Origin of the sequence: Photorhabdus tasmaniensis (genome assembly GCF_011189505.1) — a bacterium.
In the GTDB taxonomy this organism is placed as follows: domain Bacteria; phylum Pseudomonadota; class Gammaproteobacteria; order Enterobacterales; family Enterobacteriaceae; genus Photorhabdus; species Photorhabdus tasmaniensis.
Map to the genome: position 1 here is coordinate 10,640 of NZ_PUJU01000001.1, position 20,364 is coordinate 31,003.

The window sequence follows — 20,364 nt, forward strand, 5'->3', positions numbered from 1 at the left end:
TACTACTGATTATATTAGTATTACACTACCGCTCCATCGCAATTGGTTATCAATGCCATATTCAAAGCCTGAGCTAAAGTGGCTTTATTCTCATTATCCTCCAATAAACTAAAATGATTAGCCGGAATAGCAATCAATTGAAGTGAAGTGTCGGGCATTACCCGTTCCCAACCTAACGACGGTTCTATGCTCACGGGCTCTGGATTTCCATCCATCACAAAAGAAACAGCGGGAGAAGGTTCTACCGCATAGAACTGATGCAGCGTTATTGCTAATGCTGGCGGCTCATAATTCGTAACTATTTGTGTGTAACGTTCGATCTGCTGCCAACATTTCGCAATCACATCAGCACGCAGGTTTGCTGGATATAACGCCAATTCTTGCGCTGCAGTAATAAACTGAACCAAATTTAGCTCATCAATTCGCTGATATAACGCCGCAATCTCTTCTTTGCACGCCTCCCCTGACTGCCGGGCCAGCTCAGTAAAGAAATGATGTTTGGACTGCATGGCCTCTTTGCCAAAATAATAAGGCGCAGGTGTATCAATCAGCCCTAGGAAATCGACCCGCTCGCCAGCACTCAAAAGCCGCTGGACAATGGCATAAGCCAATATCCCACCAGAAGAGTAGCCACTTATCCGGTACGGGCCTGCCGGTTGAACAGCTTTCATCAAGGTGATCATTCTAGCTGCCTGCTCTTCCATCGTTAACATCGGTTCTTCACTGATGGATGGCCAAGGTAGCGCATAAATCGGGTAGCCCGACAGGATATGTTGAGCCAGCCCGAAGACATAAGAATAATCACCCATGCCACTGGGAACAAAGAACAATGGCAATCCTGTTCCATCAGGTCGCACCGATATAGCGCGGCTTTGCGGCTGATACAATAAATCTGAGGTGATTTTTGCGGCCAATTCGGACAACCCAGGGAATTGGAACAAAGTATTCAATGTAAAAATCAAACCTCGGCCAGCGGCAAGATTCATCATTCGCATAGCAAGCAGCGAGTGACCGCCCAACGCGAAGAAATTGTCATACCGGCTAACCTGCTCAATCCCTAGCAATTCACACCAAATCTCTGCTAATGCGGTTTCCGTTTCGCCTTGTGGAGCCTCGTAAACCTGACGAGCAAACGCTTCACTGTCCGGCTCCGGTAACGCATGACGATCCAACTTACCGTTTGGCGTCCATGGAAAAGCGTCCAGACACACAAAGGCTGACGGCACCATATAGTCAGGTAAAATGGCACTCAAGTGGGTACGCAAACTATTCACTAACTTTTCATCCGCTTGCGCCACCACATAAGCCACCAAGCGTTTGTCCTGCCCTTCACCCAACGCCAGCACCACAGATTGACTTACCGCAGAATGCTCCACCAACCGGGCCTCAATTTCACCCGGTTCAACTCGAAAGCCCCGAATTTTCACCTGATGATCATTACGCCCCAAGAATTCCAGATTGCCATCCGGCAAGTAGCGAACCAAATCCCCGCTTCGATACATCCGTGCATTTGGATTATCGCTAAACGGATCAGTCAGGAAGTATTCAGCGGTCAGTTCAGCACGGTTGAGATAACCCCGCGCTACACCAGCCCCCCCAATATACAATTCCCCCACCGCGCCTAACGGTACTGGCTGCCCCTGAACGTCGAGCAGGTAAACCCGTGTATTCGGCAGCGGACGACCAATGACATTGGCCTGCCCCATCCCCTCGTTTAGGCAAGATGTCGTCGTGGTAATCGTGGCTTCTGTAGGACCGTAGCAATTAACCAGAACAAGGTTTTCACCGTGAACCAATAGCCAACGTTGTAACTCATGATCAGGTATTGCTTCCCCACCAATGCAAATAATCCTTAAGCCCTGATAGATATCGTCTTCATTAATATCTGATATTATCCGCCAGAATTGAGCAGGTATTGCGATGTAGGTAATTTTATAAGACTCACACAGACGCCAGAATTCCTGTGCACTCAGGGTCCATTGATTTGTCCTTAAGACTAATTGTGCTCCCTGTGTTATTGCACAAAATATTTCTGATACACAAACATCAAAAGAAAGGTTACAAAATTGTAATATGCGGTCAGATGCATTAAATAACCACTTCGTGTTCAGCGAAGTAATTTGACTGACCAGTTGCCTATGCTCAACCATCACCCCCTTCGGTGTGCCGGTCGAACCGGAGGTGTAAATCACATACGCCAGATGCCGTGAGGTCAATTCAGGTATCTGTGGATTGCTGTCTGGCTGATCAGGCAATGTATTCGGATCAAGCACTGTCAGCCCGGTCAGTACGTTCTCGCCCAACGTTGTACGCCCAACGACATCAGCCAGCAAAATAACCGGTGAAACATCGGCCAAAATATGTGATAGGCGTTCGCCCGGATAATCCGGATCCAGCGGCACATAAGCCGCGCCAGCTTTCAGCACCGCCAACAATCCCATTACCATCGCCGGTGAACGGGTCACGCAAATCGCCACTCGCTGTTCAGGCACAGCACCTAGCGCAATCAACTGATGAGCCAACCGGTTAGCACGAGCATTTAATTCGGCATAACTAAGGGTTTGTTCCTCATAGATTAACGCTGTCGCGTCAGGAGTTTGCTCCACCTGTTGTTCAAACAATTGATGAATACATAACGGGTTAATATACGAGGTTTCCGTCGCATTCCAAGTGTTCAACAGTAACGTACACTCCGTTTCAGGCAGAATGTTCAATGTCCGTACCGGCGTTTCCGGGGTCTGTTCCAGCGCCGCCGCCAAGCTCTCCAGTGCCTGTTGCATATAGCCACATACCCGTTCAGGCTCAAACGGCTGGATCACTTGAGCAGTCAGCCCCAGTGCGTCACCAAAATCCTCCACCGACAAGGCAAACGGATAGTTGGTAAACTCCTGCGCACCAAGGAATTCAATACCGTCTATCGTTTCATCCAAAGGGTCCGACTGATCATTATGTCGGTAGTTCAACAGTGCGCTAAACAGTGGCACGCCATCCCGCACCCCACTACAACGCTGGACCAGCGCCAGTGAGGCGTGTTCATGCTCCAACAATCCCGCTAACCGGCTATGTACTGCCTGTACACTATCACGCACCGGCGTATCATCCATACCCAGCCGCAACGGCAAGGTATTGATAAACACCCCCATGCCGCTGTCAACCCCTTTCCCCACTGCCATACGCCCAAATATTACGGTACCGAACACCACCTGTTCCTGTCCGCTGGTACGCGACAATACCTGCGCCCAAGCCAAATGACATAAAGCAGCCAGACTGACCCCCAAACACCGGGCTTGACCACGCAGACGGTCATTCAGCTCAGGAGCCAACATCCGCTGCGATTCCGTCACCTGCGAACCATCACGATGCACCTCTGTCAACCCAAACGGCAGCGTGGGTTCATCCACCCCGGCCAACATATCGGTAAAGAAGCGAATATGCGCTTCCTGACCCACCCCTAACCGGGCCTGCGCCACCAAATTGCGGAAAGGTGTCGGCGTTGGCAGGCTCTCCTCGTGCCTGTCCAGATAAGCTTGTACTTCACGGTTCATCACGTCCAGCGTGGTATGGTCGCCAATCAGATGATGCAGCAATTGCAGTACAACCCAACGGCCATCGGTTTCCTGTGCTACCACAAAGCGCAGTAACGGGGCTTCACTTAGGTCTAAACGATGGTGACGGGGATCAAAACGCTCAGCCAATTGCCCGCTAACCGGTCCATCGGCTGGATTCAGTGTCAACTCAGTCACCGACAAGGATGCCTGACGCCAAACCACTTGGGCGGGCACTGACAATCCTTGCCAGATAAAGGCGGTACGCAGGATATCGTGTCTATTAACTACCTGTTGCACCGCCGCCAGATAACGGTCCAGCAGAGTCCGCTCAGTAAAGACCATCTGACCGGTTAATAAATAGGGGTCCCCTTTGTTTGCCAGTAGGTGGTGAAACAAAATACCGTCCTGCAACGGCGACAACGCATAGATATCCTGAATATTGGCAACCCCACCCGGCACTTGCCCGACGATGCGGTCAATGTTAGCTTGAGTCAAATCAATTAGCGGCAACATTTCCGGTGTCAGCGTCGTAGTTGCCGGGGTGATCACGTTATCCGGCACGATTACAGCCTGATGCTGTCCTAACTTCTGAGCCAGATCTAACAACACCGGAGACTGGAACAGATCACGCGCCGCCAGTGTCAACCCCAAGTGACGCAAGCGTTCAATCATCCGTACAGCGAGCAGTGAATGGCCGCCCAACGCGAAGAAGCTGTCATACCGACTAACCTGTTCAATCCCCAGTAATTCACGCCAGATCGCCGCCAACGCCATTTCCGGTTCGCCTTGTGGCGCTACGTAAGCCTGACGGGCAACGGCTTCACTGTCCGGTGCCGGTAGCGCCCGACGATCCAGCTTACCGTTCGGCGTCAACGGAAACGTATCCAGCCGTACAAAGGCTGATGGCACCATATAATCAGGCAAAATTTTACTCAGGTGAGCACGTAAGTTATTCACCAGCCCGTCATCCACAGGTGCCACCACATAGGCCACTAGCCGTTTATCCGGTCCATCACCTAGCGCCAACACAGCCGCCTCACGTACCGCCGGGTGTTCTACCAGACACGCCTCAATTTCTCCCGGTTCAATCCGGAAGCCTCGGATTTTAACCTGCTGGTCATTACGGCCAAGGAACTCCAGATTACCGTCCGGTAGGTAACGGGCCAAATCCCCGGTGCGGTACATGCGCGCATCAGGTTCATCACTAAACGGATCGATAAGGAAACGTTCAGCGGTTAACTCAGGACGATTGAGATAACCTTGGGCTACCCCATCGCCACCGACATAAATTTCACCGATCACACCTGGCGGTACCGGTTGACCATAAGCATCCAGCAGATAAACTCGTGTATTCGCTATTGGTCGGCCAATGGGGATTCGGGTCGCTCCCTGTGGTAACGCTTCGATAGGATACATGGTGGTAAAGGTGGTTCCCTCACTCGGACCATAAGCCTGCAATAATTGCTGTGGCGGACGATTATCCAGAACCTGAGCAATCACCTGTAAATCGGGTATATCCCCCCCGAAAATCAGGATCTTAATTTGTGGAAGAATGGGAGATAACTCTGCCGCCAACCGGTTAAACAACCCAATAGTCAGCCACAGAACCGTGATGCGGTGGGCCTGTAAAACCCGTACTAACTCCTGTGGTGTTAATAAGGTAGCACGGTCGATAACCACTAAAGCACCACCGTTAAGCAATGGTGCCCAAACTTCAAACGTGCTGGCATCGAAAGCCGGATTAGCCGTAAAGGCAACCCGATCCTCCGGTCCGATGTTGGCATAGCCATTATTGATGACCAGCCGGACCATAGCACGATGCCGCACCAAAACCCCTTTGGGTGTGCCGGTAGAGCCGGAGGTGTACATGATATACGCCAATTCTGTGCTGGAACGCGGCACATCAGGATTGATACGATCCCGCTCTCTGTTCGCACTTTTCTCATCCGAGAGACGCAACAACGGAATAAGCAAGTTAGCCGGAATATCAGTCCGTGTATCGGTAAGCAGCAACCGGGCAGAACAATCACTTATCAGCCAGTTTTTCCTCTCATCCGGCATACTGGGATCAACCGGCACGTAAACAGCGCCAGCTTTGAGAATCGCCAATTGGGCCACCACTAGTTCCATTGAGCGATCTAACAGGATCGCAATATGGTCATCAGGGCGAATCCCCTGTTCGATTAACTGACGGGCCAATCGGTTAGCGCATGTATTCAGTTCCATATAGCTGAAGGTTTTATCTCCCGCTATCAGTGCCGTGGCCTCCGGAGTTTTCTCCACCTGTTGTTCAAACAACTGATGAATACATAACGCCTCAGGGTAAGGGGTCTCTGTAGCATTCCAAGTTTCCAGTAACAGCGTGCGTTCCGTTTCGGGTAGGATATTCAAGGCGCGTATCGGTGTCTCCGGCGCTTGCTCCAAAGCGTCTACCAGACTTTCCAGCGCCTGTTGCATATAACCGCATAGACTTTCCGGATCAAACGGTTGCACTACCTGAGCCGTCAGTCCCAGAGATTCACCAAAATCCTCCACCGACAGCACAAACGGGTAGTTAGTTCGCTCCTGTGCGTCAAGAAACTCAATACCGTTTATCAGTTCATCTGACGTTGCCGACAAAGCATTATGTCGATAGTTCAACAGCGCGCTAAAGAGCGGTGTACCGCTGGCAATCCCACTGCATCGCTGGGCCAGTGCCAATGAAGCATGCTCATGCGCCAATAATCCGCCGAATCGGGTATGGGCGACCTGCACACTGTCCCGCACTGGGGTCTCATCGATATCCAGCCGCAACGGCAAAGTATTGATAAACAACCCCATGCCATTGTCAGCACCGTCTCCCGCCTGCATACGCCCAAACAGCACCGTACCAAACACGACACTCTGCTGACCACTGGTACAGGACAACACCTGCGCCCAGGCCAGATGACACAGCGCCGCCAGACTGACACCCAAACGCCTAGCCTGACTACGCAAACGGTCATTTAGCTCAGGAACCAGCATCCGGTGAGATTCCGTCACCTGAGAACCGTCACGACGTACCTCCGTCAATCCAAACGGCAACGTCGATTCATCCACCTCCGCCAGCATCTCGGTAAAGAAGCGGGTGTGTTCTTCCTGACTGACACCCAACCGGGCCTGCGCCACCAGATTGCGGAACGGAACCGGCGCCGGCAAGCGTTCCTCTTGCCCCGTCAGATACGCCTGCACTTCGCGGTGCATCATTTCCATCGTTTCATGGTCACCGATCAAGTGATGATGCAATTCCAGTAACAACCAACGACCATCCGTTTCCTGCGCAATAACAAAACGCAGTAACGGGGCTTGGCTCAGGTCAAGACGATAGTGAGCGGGATCAAAACGCCGGGTTAACTGGTCACTGACCGGACCGTCAGCCGGGTTCAGAACCAGTTCAGTCACTGACAATGGGGCCTGACGCCAGACCACCTGCGCCGATACTGACAATCCCTGCCAGATAAAGGCGGTACGTAAAATATCGTGCCGATCAATGGTCCGTTGAATCGCCGCCAGATAACGATCCAACAGCGCCCGGTCAGCAAAAACCATCTGGCTGACTAACAGATACGTATCACCTTCACTCTCCAGCAGATGGTGGAACAAAATGCCATCCTGCAACGGCGACAGTGCATAGATATCCTGAATATTCGCCATCCCGCCCGGTACCTGTCCGACGATGTGGTCAATATCAGCCTGAGTTAAATCAATCAGCGGCAACATCGCCGGTGTCAGCACCGTCGTATCCGATGTAATACCGTTGTCAGGCACCCGGATTTCATCATGCTGAACCAGAGACTGTGCCAGAACACCGAGAGTTGGATGTTGGAATAGCGTTTGTACTGATACGCCCAGACCAATACGCCGCAATCGTTCAATCATGCGCACGGCGAGCAGGGAGTGGCCGCCCAATGCAAAGAAGCTGTCATGCCGACTAATCTGCCCAACATTCAGCAATTCACACCAAACAGCCGCCAGCATCGTTTCTATCTTCCCTTGCGGGGCTTCATAAACTTGGCGGGCAAACGCCGCCTCCCCCGGCGCAGGCAACGCCAGGCGATCCAGCTTGCCATTCGGCGTTTGCGGGAAGCTATCCAGCCGCACAAAGGCTGCCGGTATCATATAATCAGGTAAAACCGCGTGCAGGTGTTCACGTAAATCAGCAGTCAATCTCTCATGCGCTTGTGCCGCTACATAGGCGACCAGCCGTTTGCCCAGCTCATCATCCAGCGCCAGCACCGCCGCTTCTTGTACCGCCGGGTGTTCCACCAGCCGAGTTTCAATTTCCCCCAGTTCAACCCGGAAGCCGCGAATTTTGACCTGTTGGTCGTTACGACCGAAGAATTCCAACTCACCGTCCGGCAAATAACGCGCTAAATCCCCGGTGCGATACATCCGCGCATTGGACACTGGACTAAAGGGGTCGGGTATAAACCGTTCCTCGCTCAATGTCAGTCGATTCAGATAACCCCGTGCCACCCCCACGCCACCAATATACATTTCACCCACACAGCCCAATGGCACTGGTTGGCTGTATTTGTCCAGCAGGTAAACACGCGTATTTCTAATCGGTCGACCGATAGAACGATCGTCTGCCGGGGATAATATTTCTTTACAGGTCGCCGTCACGGTATTTTCCGTCGGACCATATGCATTCAATAGCTGGGGTCGGTGACCTTCCTGCCTAAACCACTCCTGAATAGCGTTCTTTTTAACCGCCTCACTGCCAATGATGATCAACCGGAGACACTCCGGCAACGATAATCCGTCGTCTCTGGCCGCCAGTTCAGACCAGAATAAAGTCGGCAGAAACATCACCGTGATACGGCTTTGCCGGGCTAAAGCAATAAATTCTGCCATTGAAGCTAGCCAGCTATCATCACGAATGACCAGCGTGGCTCCGTTGCATAATGACGAGAAGCACTCTTCCACTGAAACATCAAACGCAAAAGCCGCAAATTGCAACACCTGGTCTTGCGCGGTGATGGCATAGGGTTCATTAACCCCCAGATAACGTTGATACACAGCCTGATGTTCTACCATCACTCCTTTCGGCTGCCCGGTTGAACCGGAGGTGTAAATCGCATAGGCCAGATGCTGCGGCGTTAATGCAGTCACTAATGGATTGTTGTTCGGTTGGTCAGGCTGGATATTCGGATCAATTACCGTCAGCCCGGCCAGCCCCTCGCTACCCAGTGCGGCCTGTCCGATCGCATCAGCCAATACCACTGACGGGGCAGAGTCATGCAGGATATACGTCAGACGCTCCTGCGGGTAAGTTGAGTCCAGCGGCACATAAGCTCCACCGGCTTTCAACACCGCCAACAACGCCACCACCATCGCGGGGGAGCGTGCCACGCAAATCGCTACCCGTTGCTCCGGTATTACGCCGAATGTAATCAGTTGATGGGCCAACCGGTTGGCGCAGGCGTTCAACTCGGCATAACTCAGTGTCTGCTCTTGATACACCAGTGCCGTGGCCTCCGGGGTTTGCTCCACTTGTTGTTCAAACAACTGATGAATACATAACGCCTCAGGATACGGGGTCTCCGTGGCGTTCCAAGTTTCCAGTAATAATGTGCGTTCGGTTTCAGGCAGGATATTCAGTGTTCGTACCGGCGTCTCTGGGGCCTGCTCTAGGGCCTCTACCAAACTCTCCAGCGCCTGCTGCATATAATTGCATAAGCTTTCCGGATCAAACGGTCGCACCACATGAGCGATCAACCCCAATGTAGCGCCATCGTCCTCCACCGACATCCCAAAGGGGTAGTTAGTGCTCTCTTGTTCGCCCAGAAATTCAATCCCGTCTATTATTTCATCCAAAGGATCAAGCTGCTCATTATGGCGGTAGTTCATCAGGGCACTAAAGAGGGGTGTACCACTGACAACCCCACTGCATCGTTGAGCCAGCGCTAGTGAGGCATGTTCATGCTCCAACAATCCCGCCAGCCGGGTATGTACTGCCTGTACACTGTCCCATACCGGCGTATCATCGATGTCCAGCCGTAGCGGCAGGGTATTAATAAACAGCCCCATGCCGTTGTCTGCCCCTTCTCCCGCCGCCATGCGCCCAAACAGCACGGTGCCAAACACCACTTTCTCCTGACCACTGGTACACGACAATACCTGCGCCCAAGCCAAATGACACAACGCCGCCAGACTGACACCCAAACGCCGGGCCTGACTACGCAGACGGTCGTTCAAACTGGCCGTCAGCAGCAGATGGGATGCTATCTCCTGAGATCCATCACGATGCACATCCGCCAGCCCGAACGGCAGCGTTGGCTCATCCACCTTCACCAACATCTCGGTAAAGAAACGAGTATGCGCTTCCTGATCTCCCCCTAGCCGGGCTTGAGCCACCAGATTGCGGAACGGTACCGGGTCAGGCAGGCTATTCCCTTGTCCGGCAAGGTACGCCCGCACTTCACGGTTCATTACTTTCGTTGCGGTATGGTCGCCAATCAGGTGATGCTGCAATTCCAGTAACAACCAGCGGCCATCAGTCTCCTGCGCCACCACAAAACGCAACAACGGGGCCTGCCCCAAATCGAGACGATAATGACGGGGATTAAAACGTTGAACGAGTTGATCACAAACCGGGCCATCAGCTGGGTCCAGCGCCAGCTCAGTCACCGACAAGGATGCCTGACGCCAGACTACCTGAGCCGGCACTGACAACTCTTGCCAGATCAAGGCGGTACGCAGAATATCATGGCGATCAATCACCTGTTGCACCGCCGCCAAATAATGGTCTAACAGAGAACGGTCAGCAAAGGCCATCTGACTAACCACCAGATAGGGATCACCTTCACTTGCCAATAAGTGGTGGAACAAAATACCGTCCTGCAACGGCGACAGGGCATAGATATCCTGAATATTAGCTATCCCACCCGGTACCTGCTCGACGATACGATCAATCTCAGCCTGAGTCAGATCAATCAGCGGCAACATTTCCGGGGTAATTTTCGTCGTCGCTGACGTAATCACATTCGGCGGCACCGCCATAACCGGTTGCTGCCTCAGTGTTTGTGCTAATTCAAACAACACTGGCGACTGGAACAGGTCACGCACCGCCAGCGTTAAACCCAAGTGACGCAAGTATTCAACCATCCGTACAACGAGTAGCGAGTGACCGCCCAATGCAAAAAAGCTGTCATACCGGCTGACCTGTTCGATCCCCAGTAATTCACGCCAGATTGCCGCCAGCGCCATTTCCGTTTCTCCGTATGGCGCAGCATAAACCTGACGGGCCAAAGCTTCATTGTCCGGTGCTGGCAATGCCCGGCGATCCAACTTACCATTCGGGGTTAATGGAAACCCATCCAGACACACAAAGGCTGTCGGCACCATGTAATCCGGTAAAATGGCACTCAGGTGATCACGCAGACTAACCACCAGCCCCTCATGGGCTTTCGCCACCACATAGGCCACCAGCCGTTTTTCCGGCCCATCACCTAACGCCAACACAGCCGCCTCTCGCACCGCCGAATGCTCCACCAGACGATTCTCAATCTCCCCCGGTTCAATGCGGAAGCCGCGGATTTTAACCTGTTGGTCATTACGGCCCAAGAATTCCAGATTGCCATCCGGCAGATAACAGGCTAAATCCCCGGTCCGATACATGCGCGCATTCGGTTGATCACTAAAGGGATCTGTCAGAAAACGTTCAGCAGTCTGGTCAGGGCGATTAAGATAACCACAGGCAACCCCATCTCCCCCCACATAAATCTCACCAATCGCCCCTGTCGGTACCGGTTGACCGTAAGCATCCAGCAGATAAATACGTGTATTGGCTATCGGCCGACCAATGGGGATCCGGGTCACTCCCTGCGCTAATGCCACAATAGGATACATAGTGGTAAAAGTGGTTCCCTCACTCGGACCATAAGCTTGTAATAATTGTTGCGGCGGGCGATTATCCAGAACTTGAGCAATCACATGTAAATCGGGGATATCACCCCCGAAAATCAGGATATTAATCTGCGGCAGAACCGGGGATAACTCTGCCGCCAGCCGGTTAAACAACCCGATAGTCAGCCACAGCACTGTGATGTAGTGGGCCTGTAAAACCCGTACTAACTCCTGTGGTGTTAATAACGTGGCGCGGTCAATAACCACCAACGCCCCGCCACTGAGTAATGGAGCCCAAACTTCAAATGTGCTGGCATCGAAAGCGGGATTAGCTGTAAAGGCAACCCGATCATCATGGCCGATTTCGGCATAGCCATTATTGATGACCAACCGGACCACCGCACGATGGGGTACCAACACCCCTTTTGGGGTACCGGTGGAACCAGAGGTGTACATGATATACGCTAAATCAGCGCTGGAACGCGGTAAATCAGGGTTGGGACAATCTTCCTCTCTGTTCATGTCTGTCTCATCAGAGAGGCGAAACAGCGGAACCAAGAGGCCGACCGGAATCTCAGATTGTTCATCAGTAATCAGCAATTTAGCTGAACAGTCATTTATGAGCCAATTCTTCCGCTCATCCGGCACACTGGGATCAACTGGCATGTAAACAGCGCCGACTTTAAGAATCGCCAATTGGGCCACCACCAGTTCTATCGATCGCTCTAATAGGAGCGCAATATGATCACCGGGACACACCCCTTGTTCGATTAACTGATGAGCCAGCCGGTTAGCACGAGTATTCAGTTCCGTATAGCTTAGGGTTTTATCACCTGCGAGCAGCGCCGTCGCCGTTGGAGTTTTCTCCACCTGTTGTTCAAATAACTGATGGACACATAACTGATCAGGATAGACGGTTTCCGTGGCATTCCAGGTTTCTAACAACAAAGTACGCTCCGCTTCCGGCAGGATATCCAATACCCGAACGGGCATTTCCGGGGTTTGCTTCAGCGCTTCCACCAGACTCTCCAGTGCCTGTTGCATATAACCGCATAGGCTTTCCGGATCAAACGGTTGTGCTACCTGAGCCGTCAGACCAAGAGTAGAACCGCCATCCTCTACCGACAGCACAAACGGATAGTTAGTTCGCTCCTGTTCGCCCAGGAATTCAATCCCGGCCATTGTTTCATCCAAAAGATCGGGCTGCTCATTATGGCGATAGTTCAACAGGGCGCTAAAGAGCGGCGTACCACTGTCAACCCCACTGCATCGTTGAGCCAGCGCCAATGGAGCATGTTCATGCTCCAACAATTCAGCCAGCCGCAGATGCGCCTCCCGCACACTGTCCCGTACCGGGGTCTCATCCATATCCAGCCGCAGCGGCAGGGTATTGATGAACAATCCCATTCCTTCCCCCACGGCCATACGCCCAAACAGGACGGTACCAAACACCACTTTCTCCTGTCCGCTGGTACGCGATAACACTTGCGCCCAGGCCAGATGACACAACGCCGCCAGACTGACGCCCAAATGCCGGGCCTGACTGCGCAGACGGTCATTTAACTCAGGAGCTAACATCCGATGGGATTCTGTCTTCTGAGATCCATCACGATACACACCTGTCAGCCCGAACGGCAACGTTGGCTCATCCACTACCGCCAACATATCGGTGAAGAAACGGGTATGCGCTGCCTGACTCACTCCCAACCGGGCCTCAGCCACCAGATTACGGAACGGCACCGGCGCAGGCAGATGATCCCCCTGTCCGGTAAAATAGGCCCGCACTTCACGGTGCATGACTTCCATCGTTTCGTGGTCGCCAATCAAATGATGCTGCAACTCCAATAAGAACCAGCGGCCATCGGTTTCCTGAGCGATAACAAAATGCAGTAGCGGTGCCTGATGCAAGTCAAGACGATACTGAGCAGGATCAAAACGCCGGGTTAACTGGTCGATGACGGGACCGTCAGCCGGATCTAGGGTCAGTTCCGTCACGGGCAACCGCGCCCGACGCCAGACCACCTGCGCCGGGACTGACAATCCTTGCCAGATAAAAGCCGTCCGCAAGATATCATGGCGATCAATCGCCTGTTGTACCGCCGCCAGATAACGCTCCAGTAAAGCGCGGTTAGCAAAAGCTACCGGATAGAGTACCAGATAGGGGTCACCTTCCTGTTCCAACAGGTGGTGGAATAGGATACCGTCCTGTAACGGCGACAACGCATAGATATCCTGAATATTCGCTATTCCCCCCGGTACCTGCCCGACGATGCGGTCAATGTCAGTCTGGGTCAAATCAATCAGCGGCAACATCTCCGGCGTCAACTCTGTGGTTGTCGGTGTGATGACGTTAGGCGGGACTATCACAGCCTGATGCTGTCCCAACGTTTGGGCTAATGCCGACAGCACCGGCGACTGGAACAGATCACGCGCCGTCAGAGTCAAATCCAGATGACGCAAACGTTCAATCATCTGTACGCCGAGTAGGGAATGACCGCCCAACGCAAAGAAACTGTCATGCCGACTGATTTGTTCAATGCCCAATAACTCACGCCAGATGGTCGACAGAGTGATTTCAGCCTTCCCTTGTGGGGCTTCATAAATCTGACGGGCAAAATCGTCTTCCCCGGGCGCAGGCAACGCCCGGCGATCTAACTTGCCACTCGGGGTCTGCGGGAAGGTATCCAGACGCACAAAAGCCGCCGGTACCATATAGTCAGGTAAAATGGCACTCAGGTATTCACGTAAATCAGCCGCCAATCTCTCATTCGCTTCCGCCTCCACATAGGCCACCAGCCGTTTGCCTTGATCGCTATCCAATGCCAGCACCGCCGCCTCTTGTACCGCCGGGTGTTCCATCAGTCGGGTTTCAATTTCCCCCAGTTCAATTCGAAAACCGCGAATTTTCACCTGATTATCGTTACGGCCCAGGAATTCGAGGTCACCGTCCAGCAGGTAGCGGGCTAAATCCCCAGTGCGATACATCCGTTCGCCGGATACCGGACTAAAAGGATCCAGCATAAAACGTTCCACGCTCAACGCTGGCCGGTTGAGATAACCCCGAGCCACACCCACACCACCAATGTACATCTCGCCCACGCAACCCGCAGGTACCAGTTCGCCATATTTGTCCAACAGATAGATACGGGCATTTTTAGCCGGTCGGCCGATAGAACGGGCATCTCCCGGGGATAACACATCCTTATAGGTCACCGTCACGGTGTTTTCCGTCGGACCATAACCATTCAATAGCCGGGGCTGGTGGCCTGCCTGCTTAAACCACGCCTGAATGGCGCTCTTTTTCACCGCCTCACCCCCAATGATGATGAGCCGGAGACAATCCGGCAGAGGTAATCCCGGATCTCTGGCCGCCAGTTCAGACCAGAACAAAGTCGGCAGTGACATCACCGTAATACGATATTGCCGGGTTAAGGCAACAAATTCTGGTATCGAAGCCAGCCAGCTATCATCCCGGATAACCAGTGTGGCCCCGTTGCATAATGACGAGAAGAAATCTTCCACTGAAACATCAAACGCAAACGCGGCAAATTGCAATAGCCGGTCTTGCGAGGTAACGGCATAGGTATCATTAAAGCCCAGATAACGTTGATAAATCGCCTGATGTTCCACCATTACCCCTTTCGGCTGCCCGGTTGAACCGGAGGTGTAAATCACATAGGCCAGATGCTGGGGCGTCAACGTCGGGATCTGCGGGTTGCTGTCAGGCTGGTTAAGTTGAATATTCGGGTCGAATATCGTCACGCCTACCAGCGCCTGTTCGCCCAGCGCCGCCCGGCCAGCTTCATCAACCAGCACCACTGACGGCGCACTATCATTCAGAATATACGCCAGACGTTCCCTCGGATAAGTTGAATCCAGCGGCACATAAGCCCCACCGGCTTTCAGCACTGCCAGCAATGACACCATCATCATCGGGGAGCGCTCCACACAAATCGCTACCCGCTGGTCCGGTGTGACGCCCAACGCAATCAGTTGATGAGCCAGCCGGTTAGCACGGGTATTCAGTTCCGCATAACTGAGGGTCTGTTCTTGATATTCCAACGCTGTGGCGTGCGGGGCCTGTTCTGCCTGTTGCTCGAATAATTGGTGAATACATAATGGATCAGGATAAGGGGTTTCCGTGGCGTTCCAGGTTTCCAGTAGCAAGGTACGTTCAGCTTCAGACAACAAATTAAGCTGCCAGACAGGAACTTCCTCTCCCTGCCTTTTTGACTCTGCCAGCATCTGTAAATGTTCACCCATGCGCAGAACCTTTTCCGTGCTCAAGCGGTTTTCATCGTAGATCCAACGAAAACCGCCCTGCGCATTGATTTGCAGCGTCAGCAATTCGCCCGGCACCGCCTGATCACACGATTTGTCATCCTGTATCACAGAAACGGCGATCTGCCACGGTCGGCTTGTTCTTAATTCCGGGATAGCCCGCAGTGAAGGAAAACGGGAAAGAAGATCACGACTAAATGTGCGGTGCCGTGCCAATTGGATAAGCTCGTTATCAATCCAATCAGCTACCACAGACCACGGCTTATCAAACGCTACCTCAACAACCATCGGCACCACCGATGACAACCCGGTCAATATATCTGATTTATCTTCTGCCCCATCCACACACCAGCCGATTTGGAGTTCAGTCTGCTGAGTCAAGCGCACAAGATAGATAACGAATACCTGCAATAATGCCTGTAATGGATCTTCTCCAGCATTTTTTAGTAATGGAGGCTGCCAGGGGCTCATCCCCCATCGGGGTTCTACCTGTTCCCCAATCATTTCAAAAGGCAACTGGAGTGGTTGCAATGAAGCAAGACGCTCATACCAAAATGGTTCACTGGGTGCGAGTACTTGAAGGGTATCTTTTACATTCTGCGCTTGTTGTGAGAAGAATAAAGGAAGCTGTTTGCCCGGTCTAAGTTCCGATATATCGGCAAGCTCTCTGGCAGACAGCAACTGACCTTCAAGGGTGGCGAATCCCCCAATCCGGACATCCTCACTGCCGGTCGTCACCTGCCAGGCATCCTCCTCCACACTAATCAACGTACCGGGTACGCTATCAGAGCACGTGTTCAACCGCTGAAGCCAGGAAATTTGTACCGGGCCCTGTTTCAGTAATAGCTTCGGGCAACCCAATGGATTTAAATAATTCTCCCCAAAATCTAATGCCCGCACTAAAGCTGACAGGACTTCTCCCGACTGCTCCCAACACAAATATCCCCCCCAATCGGGGCGACGTGACTGAGCATAAAAACTCCGTTGCGAGAGATCCTGAGGATCAGTCACCAGTGCGTCGCGTCCCAGATTTTTCAGTAGTTCAACAAATCCTTTCTGAGCCGCCTGGTAACATTTCAGATTCAATGAGAAAGCATTATCCTGTTCTTCAATCGATACCGGCCATTGCACCGCGATGTTTCCGGCATTCACATCGCCTTCAATACAGTGCCAAGAAACGGCATACGATGTTTCCCTCGCTAACAGCGCCCAAGACGTTGCATGACTGCCCGCATAACGAGGCAAAGGACTATCATGATAATTAAAAGCCCCGCCACGAATTTGTTCAATGAGCGACACCGGCAGGATGATTGGATTAACGATTGAAAAAAGCCAATCGGCAGGGTGTAACGTAATTTGTTCCTGTAATGCATCAACTGAGTTCACACAAACAATCCCTTGCTGGGCAGCCCATGTTTGTAGAACAGTATCAGTAGGCAGCACTGCTTGTATGGTATGTCCAGCCGCCAAAATTTGCTCGGCGCAAAACACCGCCAGGGTTGTTCCCCCCACCACAATGCATTCTCGTGGTGGAATCGATGTATCATACGTATTATGAGTTATATTTTCACATGACATCTGAGAGAGAGCTTCGTCTTTAAGAACATTTCCCGCTGTAGCAATGTTACCTTTCATCTATTACCTCAACGAATTTGTTAGATATTTGAAGACTATTAATCCCGGGAGTCACCACAGACGTTTTTTCCTACTTTTTGTCTATTTGACTGGAGAAGAATGCAACGAACACATCAAGCATTAATTAAGATACTTAGGCAGCACTTTCTATCAGGCTTTAAATGCAATAGCCCGATTAATAGTTATAAAATCAACAACTACGTAACAATAATTTTCCTGACAACAAAGTAAATGATTCTTCTGGTGAATCGGAATAAGACATTCCATTTCTGTTCCTATTTTTTAGATAAACTCCTTCAATTTTTATTGACTGCACTTATTATACCTAATAGGTAAAAATATAATCCCAGATTAATAATAATTACATTCGGTATTATTTTATAACAATTAATACAATAAAATATTGCTTGTAATGAGATGCATTACAGTTAGATCGTTCTTTGATACGATTTTTCAGACGTTCAGAAGTATTTACCAACACATAGTTCAAACTAAAACGAAATTCAATTCATATGTTCCTCCCAACATATTCATTTAGATTGCTCTCTACTGCGTTTTCACTTTTATTGTCTATTCCATAAGGTTATTTTATTTGTCATTATTTTTAATAAAGAACGAACCTATACAGTACTCAGACAAAAGAGAGTGCTTTTGAACGCATTTTAGGGTGGTCCGGAGGACCAACAAAGCAAATCGTTCTTACATACTGCATGTACGCACCGACAAGAAATATTTCCAATAATAACTCTACAATTAAGCATATGGTTTTGATACTGGGACAATCAACAAAACAAACTAAAACTAATAATAAAACTCGATTTAGATCACATAACAGATAATAACAGAAATAATAACGAGGAAATCTGACCAAATAATTTATATGGCAGTTATCATTTCCCTTGTTTAGTTTTAATGTGAAAAAATCCGGTATAAAAAACACATACTGGATTATTACATAATAACTCGATAATTCAGTACTTTTTAATATATCAGTATTACAAATACCTCCTCATCACAATTGATTGGCAACGCCCTATTCAAAGCCTAAGCTAAAGCGATTCTATTCTCATTATCCTCCATGAAACTAGAGTGATTACCCGGAATAGCAATCAACTGAAGTGAAGAGTCAGGCATTATTTGCGCCCAACCTAACGATGGGTCCATGATGAAAGACTTAGGCCTTTCATCCGTAACAAAAGGACTAGATAGGGGAGGCTCTATCGCATAAAACTGATGCAACGTTATCGCTAATACCTGTGGGTCATATTCTCTGACTATTTGCGCATAACGCTCTATCCGCTCCCAATTTTTTGCGATTAAATCAGGGCGCAGATTGGCGGGATATTTGGAACAAGGCATTCAATGTACAAATCAAACCCTGACCGGCAGCAAGATTTATCATTCGCATGGCAAGCAGTGAATGGCCGCCCAGTGCGAAAAAGTTGTCATGTCGACTGACCCGCTCAACCCCCAGCAATTCACACCAAATCTCTGCCAATGCGGTTTCTATTTCCCCTCGCGGCGTAGCGTAAACCTGACGAGCAACCGCTTTTTCTCCCGGTACCGGTAATGCCTGACGATCCAGCTTGCCGTTCGGGGTCAGAGGAAAAGCATCCAGATGCACAAAGGCGCCAGGCACCATATAATCAGGCAGCAAAGCATTTAGGTGTTCACGCAAACTGTTAACCAGCCTATCATTCGCCTGGGCCACCACATAAGCCACCAGCCGTTTATCTTCCCCATCGTCCTGCACCAGCACAACAGCCTCATGTACCGCAGGATGTTCTGTCAGGTGAACTGCAATTTCACCCGGTTCAATCCGAAAACCTCGAATTTTAACCTGCTGATCATTACGACCAAGGAATACCAAATTACCATCCGGCAGATAACGGCCTAAATCCCCTGTCTTATACATATGGGCATCAGGCTCATCGCTAAATGGATCTACGACAAAACATTCGACAGTCAGGTCAGGCCGATTAAGGTAACCGCAGGCAATACCTGCCCCGCCAATATAGATTTCTCCTGTTACCCCCAGTGGCACCGGCTGGCCGTAAACATCCAGCAAGTAAATTCGCGTATTTTGGAGTGGGCAGCCAATGATATTAGCGGACCACGGCTCAGATCAAATGGCGTACAGGCTTCCTCAACACTCAAGCGTTCAAATACTGCACCAGCATCGGATATCCCGCTAAGATCATGTTGAGACAACGGCAATCCACTATCCGGCGTCAGTAATCGTACCTGAGGCCGGCCGTCAATGGAGACGAACACCGAACGCAATACTTCATGGCAGGCAAACAGTGTATTGAGCGCCCGCTGCCAGACACTCTCATTAAGCGGGCCAGACAGATGTAATACCATCGGCATATGATAACTACTGTCTAAGTTGTCAAGCTGGGCAAGAAACCATAAACGCTGTTAGTCGGCGCTGGCCGGTCACTGACCTTTGTCGTTTCTTGACTGTTTCCCGGGCTGAAAATTAAGGTGCGGCTCAGGGAACCGCACTCAGCCAGCCGTGAGGCGGCGGGGAGTCGCACGTTAATGCGCCAACTGAGAAAAGCCGGTATCCCAATAGGTCGCTGGAAAAGAGTGCGGTCTGATAAGCCGTCAACCGGGGGGGGACCTCGTTATCGAATTTGTGCTGAGGAGTTGGTGGCTTCGCCGAACCGGGTAAGACGCGAATTTACTCCCCGGGAACCGAATATCCTTTGGTTCGGAGATATCAGCTATATCCGCACAGGGAAAGGGGGAGTTACCTGGCGGTGGTCATGGATTTGTATTCACGTCGTGTTGTCGGTTGGGCGATGTCATCAACAGCAGACGCCGCTCTGGTTTGTCGGGCATTGCGTCATGCACTGGAGATACGCAGGCCGGAAAAGCGAGTGATATTTCATTCCGATCAGGGAAGTCAATACAGCAGTAAGCGTTACCGGCAGTTATTGTGGAGAGAAGGGGTCATACAGAGTATGAGCCGACGCGGAAACTGTTAGGATAATGCACCAATGGAACGGTTGTTCAGAAATCTGAA

Annotated in this window: 3 protein-coding genes and 1 pseudogene; 1 reads left to right on the plus strand and 3 read right to left on the minus strand. The window is 51.2% G+C overall.

Annotated features, from left to right (window positions below; translation table 11 throughout):
• Positions 1–20: 20 nt before the first annotated feature.
• The 3 genes and pseudogenes from C5471_RS00090 to C5471_RS00100 form a co-directional block, all read right to left on the minus strand.
• Positions 21–17,333, minus strand: a complete 17,313-nt coding sequence (locus C5471_RS00090) for a non-ribosomal peptide synthetase (protein ID WP_133813636.1) — start codon at positions 17,331–17,333, stop codon at positions 21–23.
• A gap of 1,044 nt (positions 17,334–18,377) precedes the next feature.
• Positions 18,378–19,434 (minus strand): annotated as a pseudogene (locus C5471_RS00095) (non-ribosomal peptide synthetase); the annotation flags it as partial.
• The gene (locus C5471_RS00100; RefSeq protein WP_133813635.1) at positions 19,362–19,703 is read right to left on the minus strand and encodes a condensation domain-containing protein; all 342 of its coding nucleotides are present in this window, start codon (positions 19,701–19,703) and stop codon (positions 19,362–19,364) included. The gene C5471_RS00100 and the pseudogene C5471_RS00095, both read right to left, overlap by 73 nt.
• Before the next feature lie 401 nt (positions 19,704–20,104).
• Here C5471_RS00100 and C5471_RS25190 point away from each other — a divergent pair, with 401 nt between their 5' ends.
• The gene (locus tag C5471_RS25190; protein ID WP_133813634.1) at positions 20,105–20,326 is read left to right on the plus strand and encodes a DDE-type integrase/transposase/recombinase; all 222 of its coding nucleotides are present in this window, start codon (positions 20,105–20,107) and stop codon (positions 20,324–20,326) included.
• The last annotated feature ends 38 nt before the right edge of the window (positions 20,327–20,364 follow it).

Bases quoted from the DNA above. Each gene is read 5' to 3' on its own strand.
- C5471_RS00100 (WP_133813635.1), bottom strand. From the start codon at position 19,703: ATGCCGATGGTATTACATCTGTCTGGCCCGCTTAATGAGAGTGTCTGG.
- C5471_RS25190 (WP_133813634.1), top strand. From the start codon at position 20,105: ATGGATTTGTATTCACGTCGTGTTGTCGGTTGGGCGATGTCATCAACA.
- C5471_RS00090 (WP_133813636.1), bottom strand. From the start codon at position 17,333: ATGAAAGGTAACATTGCTACAGCGGGAAATGTTCTTAAAGACGAAGCT.